Genomic DNA, 14,710 nt, shown 5'->3' on the forward strand with positions numbered 1-14,710 from the left:
CTATGTTGCATGGCTCAGAAAATGCTTTAGATGTCATCCCGTGGCTTGTCCACGGGATGACATCTATACGGAAACAACATCATAATTATAATTTAACATATGACCCCTACCTTAAAACAATTATTTGAAAAACATAACGTAAAAGGTTTATCGAATAATTCTAAAACTATTAAGGCAAACGATGCCTTTTTTGCTATTAAAAATGGGAATGATTTTATTGCAGATGCTTTAGAGAAAGGAGCAGCATTAGTTATTACTGATGATAAAAAAAACACTACAAATAAAGTAATCTTTGTGGAAGACATCAAAGAAACTTTACATGAAGCTATAGAACTCTTTTACCCTAAAAAACCTAAAACTATGATAGCCGTAACTGGGACTAACGGCAAAAGCTCAGTAGTATCATACATAGCTCAAATATATTCGTTAATTGGACAAAAAGCAGCATCAATAGGCACAATAGGCGTAGAAGTTTTTGGCATCGATAATTTTAATGAGTCCATAGGCGGATTAACTACAACTGACTATTTAAGTTTTAGAAAAATTGCTCATAAACTAGCTAAAAATGGGATAGATTATTTAGCATTTGAAGCTTCAAGCCACGGCTTAGATCAACAAAGGCTTGGCGATTTAAAAGTAAATGTTGCATGTTTCACTAGCTTTAGCCAAGATCACCTTGACTATCATCACACAAAAGAAAATTATTTGCTTGCTAAATTAAAGTTATTTACCGATCATTTAGCAAAAGATGGCATTGCAATATTAAATTCTGATATAGAAGAAATAAAGTTTATTAAAGATTATTTGGATAAGCATAAGATAAAATATTTATGCGTTGGAGCAAACGGTAATTGTAAAATAACTAAAACTAACAGTTCTTTAAAAGGACAAAATATTAATTTTATCTTTGATAATAAAAATTATGATTTTGATACCCCAATAATAGGTAGCTTTCAGGCTAGTAATTTATTAATAGCCGGACCTAGTGTTTATTATACCAGTTTTGATTTTAGTAAAGTTATAAATGCTTTAACTAAAGTTAAAGCCGTAAAAGGACGAATGGAACGAGTGAACAGAACTAATATATTCATTGATTATGCCCATACTCCCGACGCTCTTGAAAAAGCTTTAACTGAGCTAAAAAATATTAAAGCTAAGGGTGGTAAATTAAGCATAATTTTTGGCTGTGGCGGTAATCGTGATACTACCAAAAGAAAACTTATGGGAAAAATAGCAGCCTCAATAGCAGATAATGTTATTGTGACGGACGATAACCCACGCCATGAAGACCCAAAAGCTATCAGGCAAGAAATTATTAGCGGGATAGTAACAACAAACTATATAGAAATAGCTGACAGAAAAGAAGCTATTAAATACGGGATAAATAATTTAAAGAAAGACGATATTTTACTAATCGCCGGCAAAGGACATGAAAATTATCAAATTATAGGTGATGAGAAGATAAGGTTTGATGACGCCGAGGTGGCATCTATGTCATTCTTAGCAACGGCGGGAATCCAGTAAAAAGTCTGTCATACTGCGGCTTGACCGCAGTATCTCAGGACACAATCTGTGATACAAGATCCCGTGATCAAGTCACGGGATGACAGCTAAAAATCTGGATTCCCGCCTACGCGGGAATGACATAGTAATACAATTAAAACGCACAACAACAAAAACACATGATTTGGAATTCTAAAACTTTAAGCGATGCATTAGGGCTATTAATATCGCAATCTATTATCACCAACGAAATACAATTTAACTCTAAAGATATTAAAAAGGGTGATTTATTTATAGCACTTCAAGGCAATAAAGACGGTCACGATTATATTCAAGATGCCATTAATCAAGGAGCATCAGCAGTAATAGTTAGTAAGCAAGTAGATATAGCTGATAAAAATAAAATTATCTTAGTAGATGACTGCTTAAAAGCCCTAGAACAGCTGGCTTTGTATAAAAGAAAAAATTCAAACGCCAAATTTATTGCTATAACCGGTAGTGTTGGTAAGACTTCAACTAAAGAAGCCTTAAAAACTCTATTACAGCATGAAGCACTAACTTTCGCTAGCCGAGGTAATTTCAATAATCATTTAGGGTTACTCATTAATCTTGCTTCAATGCCGGATGATACAGAATTTGCTATTTTTGAACTCGGTATGAACCATAAAGGTGAGATACGGGAGCTAGTTCAAATATTAAAGCCAAATATTGCTATGATCACTAATATTTCAGAAGCACATTTGGAGTTTTTTAACTCACTTGAAGATATTGCTGAAGCTAAATGCGAAATTTTTGAGAGCTTTGACAAAGATGGAATTGCCGTTATTAATTCCGATAGTAATTGTTACGATAGAATCTTATCTATATTGAAAAAACTATCTATAGAAAATATACACAATTTTGATAAATCATCTTCAGCTGAGTTAATTTTATATGAAATTTCTGGGGAACAAGTTCATTTAAAATATAAGATATATGATGCGATTATAGAGACTACTATACCATTCATACCTAAGCACTTTGCCGAAAATTATGCTAGTATATTATTGATCATCTTTTTGCTTAATCAAGATTTAAATAAAGCTGCTGGTTATTTGAAAAATATTCCTATGACAAAAGGTAGAGGCAAAATTATTAATATAGGAAATAGCCGCATTATTTGTGATTATTATAATGCAAGCCCTACGTCAATGAAAGCTGCCTTAGAATATTTAAAGCAAATGCCTGCCACAAATAAAACCGCTATAATAGGTGAGATGCTGGAGCTTGGGCAGAATTCAGAAAGGCTTCATAAAGAGCTAGTACCTTATATATTAGATTTAGGTTGTTCTAAGGTTTTTTTGGTAGGTGCAAATACTAAATATATTTATGATGCATTACCTGAAAAAATAACTAAAGCATATTTTAAAAATATTGATGAATTAATTGCATCTACAAATGATTTATTCAAAAATGATGAGCTTATTTTGATAAAAGGTTCTAGAGGAATAAAACTTGACAAGATTATTGATTATTACACTAAAGTAAATTAAACTAACTTACACTTTTAAATTTAAACTAAAATATGTTATACAACCTCTTACTACCTTACATTCATAATTCACATATAGCTAACTTATTTCATTATATAACTTTTCGTAGCGGGCTTGCCGTTCTAGTTACTCTTAGTCTTAGTTTTCTTATCGGTCCAAGGCTAATAAAGTTTTTACAAACTCTTCAAAAATATGGTCAACCGATACGTTTAGATGGTCCTGAATCACATCAAGCAAAAGCCGGCACTCCTACTATGGGTGGTATTATGATTATATTATCCAGCTGTTTTTCTACCTTATTGCTTGCCGATTTAACCAATAAATATATTTGGATTACCTTATTTGGTTTTGTTAGCTTCGGTATTATTGGTTTCCTTGATGATTATGCAAAAGTAACCAAAAATAACCATTATGGCGTAAAGGGAAAAAGTAAACTTTTACTTCAGGGCATTATTAGCTTAATAGTATGTATTTTACTAGAATATACAATTGATAGCCCTAGTCACATGCTTAACGTACCATTTTTTAAAAGTTTAAGTATGGACCTTGGTTATTTATATATATTCTTCGCCATATTCGTTATAGTCGGTGCTTCTAATGCTGTTAACCTCACTGATGGACTTGATGGACTCGCAACAGTTCCTATTGCCTTAACTGCCGGTTCTTTTGCTTTAATAAGCTACCTAGTCGGAAATTTAATTTACTCAAATTATCTACAACTAACTTACCTACCAAATACCGGAGAATTAACGATTTTTTGTGCAAGTATAGTAGGTAGCTGTCTTGGATTTTTATGGTTTAACGCACAACCAGCTGAAGTTTTTATGGGTGATACTGGTAGCTTAAGCCTTGGCGGTGTGCTTGGAATTATTAGTGTTATTACTAAACATGAAATAGTTTTAGGCATTGTTGGCGGATTATTTGTTATTGAAACAATATCGGTGATTATGCAGGTATATTACTTTAAAGCTACCAAAGGAAAGCGAATATTTAAAATGGCACCATTGCATCATCACTTTGAAAAAAGTGGCTGGACAGAATCAAAAGTCGTAATAAGATTTTGGATTATCTCTCTCATATTTGTCCTTATTGGATTATCATCTCTTAAATTACGTTAATATTTATGCTGCTAATGTATTAAAAAATATTAATTTTATTTGATTTCAAGGTCTAAACTCATTATAATGTCTCATTAAATTATAATGGGTTTATATGGCAAAGATAACTGAGCTTGATCATCACTTAAATCAAGAAAAAGAAGCATTAGATAAAGTAGTAAGTAACCTAAATGAGCTATGCGAACATAATCAAAAGTTACAAGGCTTTATTGAAATACAGAAAGAAGTTAAAGAACTAAAAAAAGAGCATATTAAATCTCTTTCTTGGTTTAAAAAACTTATAAATACAGTCTCTAATATAAAATATGTTTTTGTAAAAAGTGAAGAACAATTAGCTAAAGACGCTATAGAACAAAACAATAAATTATTAAAGCGTATAGACAATACTATATTATCTGTAGCAGATAAATCTGGTCCTTTAAAACAAGAGTTACAAAAAGAACTTAGAAAGAATTTTGAGAATTTAGCAAAAAAAGACTTATCTAAAGATCAACGTGAAAGGCTTAGCAATTTATTGAATAACGAATATGCAGCTAACCCACAAAAATTTGCTCAATTACCTATGTCTAAACCTTTGCATTTCCCTAATGCAGAAGAATTAGAAAATCAGCATAACGATTTAAAAGTCATCCAGCAAAATGTCCTAAATTTATTGACTGAAAATTCTAATATTGAAGAACTCAAAAAAATACAAAAACAAGTCGCTGAAATTAGAGAGGAAGTACCTTTTACTAAGCTTGAAAAATTAAATAATTTCTGGCAAAAAATCAAAAATATTTTTGTCAATAATAGTGAGCAAGTTTTAGCAAAAAATAAAGAAAACAATACTAAAACTATTATAAATATAGAAGAAAAATTACATAAAGCTAATAATAAGTTTTTTGAACTTGTTAGTAATAAAAAACAAGATATTGAAAATATAATTTCAAATTTACCTGATAGTAAAAGATTAGAAGCGATAAAAGAAAAGCTTCAAAAGCATATAAACGTAAAAGATACAAATAATATAGCTGAACAAGCGAGTGCTGCTCAATTGCAATCTGCTGAAACTAAACCAACTGCTGTTGTACTGCCTAACAATGCTATACCTACAACACCTCCTGTAACTGAAGAAAAAACTTTTACACCACCACCCGCCCCTCCACCACCTATGCCTACAGATAATATTCCTACGCCACTCCCTGTGTCAAAAGCAGAAGCTACTGAGCATAAAAATGTAGAAACTGCTGCATCTAATGTACCACCTCCTCCTCCACCGCCTATGCCTACAGGTAATGTTCCGCCACCTCCTCCTGTTGGTGATAATACCGTTACATCAACACCTCAAAAGGCTAAAGAAACTAACCAACCCCGCCCAGCAGTAGATACTACAAATTTAATGAAACAAATACAGGGGGGATTTAACCTTAAAAAAATTGAATATGGTGAAGATGGTAAACCTATACCTAAAAATAAAGAGGATACTAAAGAAACATCTGATCCTATAATAGCTGCTCTAAATAAAATACGGTCAGCAAAAGTATCTAGCGATAGCGAAAGAAGTAATAGTGATAGCGGAACTGATTCAGGATGGGCTAGCGATGTTAGTACTAGAAGTAAAAAAGTTTTAACTAGAAGAGAACGAAACGCTAAACAATCTCAACAAAGGTAGAGCGTTAAAAAACAGATTTATCTAGATAATAAAACTAAAGATAATTTGGACCACGCTGTCATTTCCTCTTAAGGCATTACCTGCGTGGATCAAATTCCCCGTCATTGCGAGGAAAAACTATAAGTCCTGACGAAGCAATCCAGTAAAAAATGCTAATTTATAGCATTTTTTATTATTTTTTCTGGATTACATTAAAGGTTCGCTCCTCGCAAGGCTCGGTTGCATAGATCGAAAAGCACCATCAGTGTCATACTCTGGCTTGAGAACTAGATCCAGAAAACAATTAAAAATATCAATGTTATTGATATTTTTAATTGGATCCCGTGAATAAATCACGGGATGACAGAGGAAAAATTGATCCACGCAACAATGTCTCCTCGCAATGGCGATTGGTATCTACATAATAACACCTATGTGGAATAAAATTAGATCCACACAACAAAAGTGATAAACCTTATTTTTTACTTTCTTCACCTTTCATTATCTCATCTAAATATTTCTCAAACTCTTCTAAAGTGCGAGTTGTACACTTCCCATTATCTGTTTCCTCAAAAGCTTTTAAAGTTTCTTTATTAGGGACTTTAATATTTATTGTGCTCATGTCAATTTTTTCTTATACAAAATTAAAATATAATAAAACGCAGCAGCAGAGCTAACACTTAAAACTAAGAACAATAAAGCAAAATTACCTATTGTATCACTGTGTAGTTTAGAGACTAAAAAAGTTACGGCTGCGATTAGTACATAATATATTGCACCAAATACAGAACCTGCTGTGCCTGTTACCTTAGCATAATCTTCTAAAGCATAACGAAGAGTCATAGGAATCAGTAAATTATGCCCGACCATATGTAGCATCATAGGTGCAAACATCATAATAACCGCTATGTTTTGACCTACCTCTTTATCCTGTAATATTAGAGCATCAATTGCGAGCAAGCTACAGCCTATTACACTAAAAACAAGCCCTAAAATCATTACTTTTTGATCATGTATGTGACGTTTTTTTATTAAATATCCTCCTAAAAATCCGCCGAAAATACCGGCAAAAGATAACAAGAACGCCAATTTACCATAGAAAGATGGGGCAACTTTCATTTTATCAATGAAAATAAAAGGTGCTTCTATATAAAAACCATAATATATGCCGTTAAATGCTCCAATAATAAAAGCATATAACCATAAGCTTTTATCTCTGATAACTACTTTTAAAACCTCAAAATATTTGCTAGTTTGCGAAAAATTTATATAAGGATTCGTTTCAGGTAAAATTTTACAATATAAAGTTAATAATACTGTACCCGTAAGACTGAAGAATACAAAAGTGTAATGCCAACTTGAATATTCTATAATATAGCCTCCTATAGATGAACCTAAAGAAGGAATAAATAAAAGCCATGGAGATAGACTAGCATAAACATATGATAATTCTGAACCTTGATAAGAATCACGAGCCATAGCCTGCCCGATAACTGAACCAACACTTACGCCGAAAGCCTGCACAAAACGGGCTAACATTAATGTTTCTATGTTAGGTGCAAAAATGCTAATAATGGAAGATATAGCGTAAATACAAAGACCGAATAAAACAACCGGTCTTCTGCCGTAAATATCGGATAATCTGCCAAGCGTTAATATACCAAGAGCAAAACCTAAATAATATAGGCTAGATGTGATTTGAGTAGTACTACCATCGGTGTTAAAATACTCAGTGATACTTGGTAACCCTGAAGTATAGATTGTTTCCGTTATGGGTGATAACGTGAATAAGCATAAAAGCATCCATGCTGGAATCTTCGCAATAATTTTCATAAATTTTTAGTGTATGGGTTAGTGTCATCCCTTGGCTTGTTCACGGGAGGCATTGTTGCGTAGATTAAAAAATGTCCTATATGTCATTCCGTTGATCGCAGGAATCCAGAAAAAAAAGCATAAATATAGCAAATTTTTAAAATTAAAAGCTCGATTTCTCTCGCTTTATACTGGATTCCTGCGATCAACGGAATGACATCGGAACCATGCGGGCAATGCCGCCACGGGATGACACCGAACATGTTTTTCGCTCTACGTAACAAAGCCGAATAATCAAGGGCTTACAAAAACATTGTTACTAATTTTCAAGTAGAGCAAATAATACCTTAAAGACAACAAAATAGATAGACGAAGTTCAACTTGGAAAAGAGCTAGGAGCCTGTAAGCCGAGGTGCGGAGCGTATATTTAATACGTGAGCATCCGAGGACTTACAAGGACGACGTAGCCAATTTTTCAAGTTCAACGAGTATATCAGACGTTAAATCTAAAATGTACTATATCCCCATCCTGCATTTTGTATTCTTTACCCTCTAATCGCATTTTTCCCACTTCTTTAGCTTTTGCTTCGCTACCGAGATTTATATAATCTGCGTAACCTATAACTTCTGCTCTGATAAAACCTTTTTCAAAGTCGGTATGAATAATACCCGCAGCACCAGGTGCAAGCGTACCATCTTTAAAAGTCCAGCTATGTGCTTCTTTAGGACCAATCGTAAAAAAGCTTTTCAGATTTAAGAGATTATACCCTTCTTTAATTACTTGACTTAATCCTGTTTCTTCGAGGTCAATACTATTTAGGAATTCTTTCTTCTCTTCCTCATCTTCAAGTAAAGCAATATCTGCCTCTATTTTTGAGGAAATAACAACGCTTTTAGCTTCTTCTTTTTTTGCTTGTTCTGCTACTAATTTTGTAAACTCGTTCCCACTTGCTGCATCCTTTTCAAGCACATTACATACGTACAGAACAGGCTTAGAAGTAAGTAGCTGTAACTGCTTTAGATTATCAGTTCCTAAAGTTTTATTTAGCACTCTTGCAGGTTTACCATCGGCTAATACTTTATGAACCTCTTTTAATAGCTCTATTTGCTCTGCTAAAGTCTTATCACCTGATTTCAAACGTTTTTCGCTTGTAGCAAGTCGCTTTTCCACCGATTCTATATCAGCAAGTATTAACTCCATCTCAATTATTTCAAGGTCATGAATCGGATCAACCTTATTATGTACGTGCGTTACGTCTTCATCCTCAAAACAACGTAACACATGCAATATTGCATCTACTTCTCTAATATTTGACAAGAACTTATTACCAAGCCCTTCCCCTTTGCTTGCACCTTTAACAAGCCCTGCAATATCGACAAATTCGATATAAGATGGAATAATTTTTTTACTTCCTACAAGTGCGGCAAGCTTGTGTAAACGCTCATCAGGTACTGAAACAACCGCACTATTTGGCTCAATCGTACAAAACGGATAATTAGCAGCTTCAGCTGCCACGCTTGCCGTTAAAGCATTAAATAACGTTGACTTACCGACATTTGGCAAACCCACAATTCCTAATTTTAATGTCATAAATCTTTCTTATTGTAGTATAAATTATATTATTAATGAGTATTCTTGTATTTTTCTTAGTTCATCAAATGTTGAATTTTTTATTTCTTCAATTTTTTTATGTGTAGCTATTATTTCTTTCTGCTTCTCAATATCAAATTTACCGGTTGAGGTTATTGGAATACTAACCGATAGATTTGCAACTTTTTCTTTACTCGCTGTTTTACTCCATTTAAATCCTTGAGATAATAGTACCTTTTCTATAGCGTATCTCATATATTCAATATCTAAGATTTGAATGTATTCTTCTTTTATTATCATAGGTCTATGATGATCATTTGTTGTAAATTTGTTTTTATGGTAAAAAACATACCCAACTGAACCTTCTCTATTCCATGCTAAACAATTTTCAAAATACACAACGTTTTTTATATTATCTTTTATATATCCTATAGGTTCTTGCTCTTTTTTACCTCCATATACAGGAATATTGCCTTTATTAGATTCAATAAATGATTTTGTTATTCCTTTTATTGCCGGAAAATCAAAAATATTCCCAATTTTAACTTTCTTAGTTTGATTATTATTAACAATTTTTATTTTTTTTAAGCCCAAGCTAAAATTTTCTAAAGTATCTGCCATACATGACAAATATGAGCTAAATTCTAGAACACTCAAGGTTTTATTTTCTTTTTCAATCCCTAAAGTAATTTTTTCTTCTTTACTCCACCATCTATCAATTGACCAGTATATTTCCGATTCAAACTTTTCTATCGGAACTATTTTACAACGAGGATCAGTGTTAATATTTTCAAATGCCTTTTTATTACCCTTAAAAAAATTATAAAGAGTAATAGCTTCTATAAGGTCATTTTGTTCAATATCAAAGCGATAAACATCACGACTTTCACCAATTTCGCTCACCAAATAAGTAAAAACCGGATCGCTTTGGATGTCCGTTTTATTATTTTTTTTAGTTATGCATAAAATATATGTCTTCTGTTTTGTAGTAAAAAAAGTATTTTCCGGTAAAGATATTATTCCATCTATAAAACATTCTTGACATAAAAATGCTCTTAAATTCCTATCGTTTTGACGATTAAATATACCGTCAGGAACTATTATAAATGCTTTCCCATTTGGTTTTAAGGCTCTAATTATCCATTCCATAAATAGACCTTCAACACCCATCGCATTAATTTTATAGTATTTTTTAAGGTCATTATTTTTTTGTATTTCTTCTTTAAAATTACTACTTCCATCAGTAACATAAGGAGGATTCGTAAGAATTAAATCATATGTGTTTTCAACCGGATCTTTTAGAGTACCTAAAATCGAATCGGTTTTAAGAGTAAAAGTAGAATTAAATAAATCTGCAAATTCTTTTGTATGATTTGGATAATTTTTTATAACTTCACTAAAATAGATAAGCATATTAGCTTTAGCAAGGATAATTGTTTTCTGCTCATTATTACCAAAACCTTTATCAAAACCTCGAATAGTTATTTTTGGTATTATTTTGCCATCCTTTATTTTATAAAAACGATCTATTTTACTTTTTATCGGTTCTAATAAAAATTTTCCGACTCCACAAGCAGGATCGCATATAACTGCTTCTTCTCTAATTTCATCTTGAATAATCATTTCGATTGCTCGAACTACTTTCATCGGTGTAAAAAATTGTCCCCAGTTTTTTTTTGCTTATACTTTCTTTTAAAAAACTTTCAAATAATTTACTTTTAAAATCGTAATCAATATGTTCAAGGCGTCCGTATTTATTGAATTTATCCAGCACTTTAAAAAAAACGGTGCTATAACTATCAGCTGCTTTCTGATCGTTGCTAACAAATACTGAACCGTTAATTATGGTTGTATTATCAAGAGGGTTATACGGAAATAATTCCTTTATTTTTTTTCTTATATTATCAACATAGTAAGTTAATACTTCATTAGGAGTATCTGTTGCATACATTTCGATTAAAGAATAAAAACTATTTCTTGACTTAGCCCCACTAACGCTCCAAACATCTTGCCATATAGAGCTTGCTAGACAAGTCGGATTTACTAATTTTGGCGATAATAATTGGTTATTAGTCTCGTTGATTGAATAACTAATCTTTTCTATAAGTGCCGGAAGCTGTTCGTTAGACGGGTCAAATAGTAGAGAAATATTTTTACCTTCTTCATCTAAAATCTTTTCTCCTGTTAAAGCATTAATCCATAAAGTATCAACTGTATCAGTTGCAATAATTATTTTTGCTCCTAAAATTTTTGCAACATTAATTGCTTGATCAATTGCTTTTTGTTGTTGAGAGTTGGTTTTAAATTCTTTAGGCTGTTTAAATTCTATAACCGCAATAACATTTTGTTTACTTACAATTAGTGCATCAACTTTTTTATTTTCTACTTCACCATAATTAACATTTCTAATTATTCCTGCATTTTTTAAAGCTTTTAGTGTTGTAGAACCAATATTATAATAATCCCATTTTCCTATTTTAGATGTGGGGTTACTTTTGTTTAGACCTCTTTGTAATAATTCTTCGCTCATAAAAAATTCCTAATTATTAAGTAAATATTTTTATATTATAAATCTTTCCTTAAATGATATGAAACTGAATCTTTTTCATAGCCATGTCTTGTAAACTCTAGCTTATATCCTAATTTTTCATAAAATGGTTTCGCTTGAAAGTCCATAGTCGATAAAGCAACAAAATTACAGCCACGCTCACGTGCCAATTCTTCAGCTTTTTCCATTAACATTCTTCCATATTTTTTGTTTCTATGATTTTCATCTACAAACAATGAAGTAATATACACCCCACCCCAAAGGCTTATCCCTTGCATACCGGCAATAAAGTTTTTATCTTGGTCTAAACATGAGAAAGAAAAAGATTTTAAATCACCCGTTAAACCTTTTTTCTCTCGTGCATCTTTATTAAAAGCATCCCAAATTATGGCTGAATAGGCTTTATCCATTTCTTCGGCATATATAATTTCAAAATCTTGGGTCATAATTTATCTTTTTATTCATTTTTAACTAGTTGGGTATTGTTTTATAATTCCAGTGTCATCCCGTGGCTTGACCACGGGATGACAGGAGCGATACCTAAACCATCTTACTCTTAAACTCTTCTAGTTTATTCTCTAGTATTAAATTAAAGTTATCGGTTATTTTATCTATAGCCTGCTCTGCTATTACGTATTCGGTTTTAGAGAAATTATTAAGCACATAATCAGCTACATCCTGACTATTTTGCGGTCTACCAACACCAATTCTAATACGGTGATAATTATTTCCTATAATTCCATCAATGGATTTTAAACCGTTATGTCCACCATTTCCACCACCAGTTTTAAACTTTATTTTACCTAATTCTAAATCAATATCATCATGAATAACAAAGATTTTTTCAAGAGGAATATTATAATATGTTTTTACTGCTATCACCGACTTACCCGATAAATTCATATAAGTAGTAGGTTTTACGAATATTAGCTTCTGCCCGTTATTAGTACTTTCAGCAATTTCACAATGGAATTTTTTCTTTACACTAAATGACGTTTCATATTGCTTTGCTATATTCTCTAAAGCAATAAAGCCAATATTATGCCTTGTATGCTCATACTCCTTACCTGGATTACCAAGACCAATAATAAGCATCATAATATTATACTCGTTTAATATGGAAAATTTTAAAGATATATATGATTTGAAATAGAATGAGGATGTACGTATTTTGTTCTTGTACAAATCTTACTCCTATGTGGTCATTTCCGCTTAAGGCTTGCCCCACACGGGTTCAAAAGCACCCTAAGGTAGTCATCTAGTTACTTGGGAACTAGATCCAGAAAATAATAAAAAATACTAATTTTATTAGTATTTTTAACTTGATACCTTGGAGCCGATCTTATTTCATGACTCCTCCAATGTCATTCCCAGCAACGGCGGGAATCCAGTCAATTATATTGTCATCCCGTGACTTGATCACGGGATCTTGTGCCATAGAATGTGTCCTGAGATACTGCGGTCAAGCTGCGGTATGACAGACTTTTTTCTAGATTCCCGCCTACGCAGGAATGACATATAAAGCATTTTCCGAGCCATACAACAACGCTTTTAGTTAGCAATAAAAATATTTTACTTCGCTGCTTCAGCAGTTTGTTCGCCCTCGGCTTCAGTTTTTGCACCTCTACGTCCTATTATAGTTGCAAGCACAAATTCTTTTTTTGTAGTAAAGCTACAACCTTCTGGTAGTTTTACTTTTGAAGATTTTAATGAAGTAGCAATCGGCATATTAGTAACGTCAATAGTTACGTTTCTTGGGATATTATTAACATCACATAATAAAGTAACTCTTCTTTTTACTATATTGAAATATCCGCCTCTTTTAACGCCTAATGCTCTTTCTTTCCCCTCATATACTACAGGAACTTCCATTTTTTGGGTTTTATCTTCTAAAAAAACAAAATCAACGTGGCGTACTATATCTGTAACAGGATGTAATTCTACAGCTTTCGGCAATACTTTATATTGCGTGCCTTCAATTGTTAAATTAATTAGCTGAGATATGAAAGCTGGCTTTCTATAATATTTTGTTATTTCTTTTTCTTCTAAAGAAATACTAACTGGGGTTTTCTTTGCACCATAAATAATAGCAGGAACACGCCCTTCTCTTCTTAAGGCTCTTGCTGCACCTGTACCAAATTCATTGCGAGACTTTGCTTCAAGTTCTAATATTTCACTCATTATTTCAACACTTTAAACTTTATAAAGAGGTTATAATAGTACTAATTAATCTAAAATTCAAGATATATTTGTAATTACTCTATGCCTATAAATTTATGAGTTTGTACTGACAACCTAGCACCACTCTCTAAAGCTAATTTTACTGCTAATTCGTTATTTTCTTTGTTAAGTTTTTGATCATTTTGATCCATAGGCTGAACAAAAACCGGTATATTGTAAGCAGTTTGCCCTATTTCAGGTATTAAGCTATACTCTAAAATATTCTTAGCAATGATAAATTTTACAGCACTAATTTTAGGCAATAAATCTTCCCTGATTTTACTATAGCCTTTTTTACCTGCTTTAGGCGAGCATATTATAGATACTTCATCCGGCAAAGAACGATATAACGTGCCGTTAGTTTCTATCTGTACCTTAAAATCTTGTTCTAATAATTTTTGGCACAATAATTCTATAGGTTGACGCATCGGCTCACCACCTGTTATCACTACTAACTTAACTGATTGCTCGTTTTTAGAATTTAAAGCAAGCAAGTTAACCTTAGATAAAATATCATCTATTTTGATTGTTTCGAAATTTTCAAATTCTGTATCACAAAAATCGCACGCAAGGTTACATCCTCCAAGCCTAATGAATATAGCAGGAACACCTACAAATATCCCCTCCCCTTGAATAGTCTTAAAAATAAACTGCACTTGTAATTGCGTCCCGTCACCTTTTAATACTCCTCTTTTAGGATTCTGCCCAAACATTATATTTAATAATAAGTGTTAATCTTAGCAATTATAACATATA

13 protein-coding genes are annotated in these 14,710 nt (G+C 32.3%); 4 read left to right on the forward strand and 9 right to left on the reverse strand.

The window, feature by feature from the left end; all coding sequences use genetic code 11:
- The first annotated feature begins 99 nt into the window (after positions 1–99).
- The 4 genes from RBE_RS04425 to RBE_RS04440 all read left to right on the forward strand — a co-directional run bounded on the left by RBE_RS04425 (position 100) and on the right by RBE_RS04440 (position 5,804).
- Complete coding sequence (locus RBE_RS04425) at positions 100–1,524, forward strand: UDP-N-acetylmuramoyl-L-alanyl-D-glutamate--2,6-diaminopimelate ligase (protein ID WP_011477518.1); 1,425 nt, start codon at positions 100–102, stop codon at positions 1,522–1,524.
- A gap of 158 nt (positions 1,525–1,682) precedes the next feature.
- Entirely contained in the window at positions 1,683–3,035 is a 1,353-nt protein-coding gene (locus RBE_RS04430; RefSeq protein ID WP_011477519.1) for a UDP-N-acetylmuramoyl-tripeptide--D-alanyl-D-alanine ligase, read from the forward strand.
- Between the two features lie 32 nt (positions 3,036–3,067).
- Complete coding sequence (gene mraY / locus RBE_RS04435) at positions 3,068–4,153, forward strand: phospho-N-acetylmuramoyl-pentapeptide-transferase (protein WP_011477520.1); 1,086 nt, start codon at positions 3,068–3,070, stop codon at positions 4,151–4,153.
- A 94-nt stretch (positions 4,154–4,247) separates the two neighbouring features.
- Positions 4,248–5,804, forward strand: a complete 1,557-nt coding sequence (locus RBE_RS04440; protein ID WP_011477521.1) for an arp2/3 complex-activating protein rickA — start codon at positions 4,248–4,250, stop codon at positions 5,802–5,804.
- A 454-nt stretch (positions 5,805–6,258) separates the two neighbouring features.
- On the opposite strand, the gene RBE_RS08910 is transcribed toward RBE_RS04440, so the two are convergent.
- From RBE_RS08910 to RBE_RS04475, 9 genes are all read right to left on the reverse strand, one after another.
- Complete coding sequence (locus RBE_RS08910) at positions 6,259–6,405, reverse strand: hypothetical protein (protein WP_012151721.1); 147 nt, start codon at positions 6,403–6,405, stop codon at positions 6,259–6,261.
- Positions 6,402–7,616, reverse strand: coding sequence for a Bcr/CflA family efflux MFS transporter (locus RBE_RS04445; protein WP_011477522.1), 1,215 nt, complete (start codon positions 7,614–7,616; stop codon positions 6,402–6,404). The genes RBE_RS08910 and RBE_RS04445 overlap by 4 nt, the downstream gene beginning before the upstream one ends.
- Before the next feature lie 472 nt (positions 7,617–8,088).
- Positions 8,089–9,186, reverse strand: a complete 1,098-nt coding sequence (gene ychF / locus RBE_RS04450; protein WP_011477523.1) for a redox-regulated ATPase YchF — start codon at positions 9,184–9,186, stop codon at positions 8,089–8,091.
- A gap of 24 nt (positions 9,187–9,210) precedes the next feature.
- Positions 9,211–10,833 (reverse strand): N-6 DNA methylase, encoded by a 1,623-nt coding sequence (locus RBE_RS07965; protein ID WP_011477524.1) that lies wholly within the window; start codon positions 10,831–10,833, stop codon positions 9,211–9,213.
- A complete protein-coding gene (locus tag RBE_RS07565; RefSeq protein WP_011477525.1) occupies positions 10,793–11,716 on the reverse strand; it encodes a type I restriction-modification system methyltransferase subunit in 924 nt (307 codons plus the stop codon). The genes RBE_RS07965 and RBE_RS07565 overlap by 41 nt, the downstream gene beginning before the upstream one ends.
- A gap of 35 nt (positions 11,717–11,751) precedes the next feature.
- Positions 11,752–12,180 (reverse strand): GNAT family N-acetyltransferase, encoded by a 429-nt coding sequence (locus tag RBE_RS07970; RefSeq protein WP_011477526.1) that lies wholly within the window; start codon positions 12,178–12,180, stop codon positions 11,752–11,754.
- A gap of 94 nt (positions 12,181–12,274) precedes the next feature.
- Positions 12,275–12,832 (reverse strand): aminoacyl-tRNA hydrolase, encoded by a 558-nt coding sequence (gene pth / locus RBE_RS04465; RefSeq protein WP_011477527.1) that lies wholly within the window; start codon positions 12,830–12,832, stop codon positions 12,275–12,277.
- 474 nt (positions 12,833–13,306) lie between these two features.
- Complete coding sequence (locus tag RBE_RS04470; RefSeq protein ID WP_011477528.1) at positions 13,307–13,915, reverse strand: 50S ribosomal protein L25/general stress protein Ctc; 609 nt, start codon at positions 13,913–13,915, stop codon at positions 13,307–13,309.
- A 74-nt stretch (positions 13,916–13,989) separates the two neighbouring features.
- Positions 13,990–14,667 (reverse strand): 7-carboxy-7-deazaguanine synthase QueE, encoded by a 678-nt coding sequence (locus RBE_RS04475; protein WP_011477529.1) that lies wholly within the window; start codon positions 14,665–14,667, stop codon positions 13,990–13,992.
- Between the last annotated feature and the right edge of the window lie 43 nt (positions 14,668–14,710).

This window comes from Rickettsia bellii RML369-C (genome assembly GCF_000012385.1).
Lineage (GTDB): Bacteria > Pseudomonadota > Alphaproteobacteria > Rickettsiales > Rickettsiaceae > Rickettsia > Rickettsia bellii.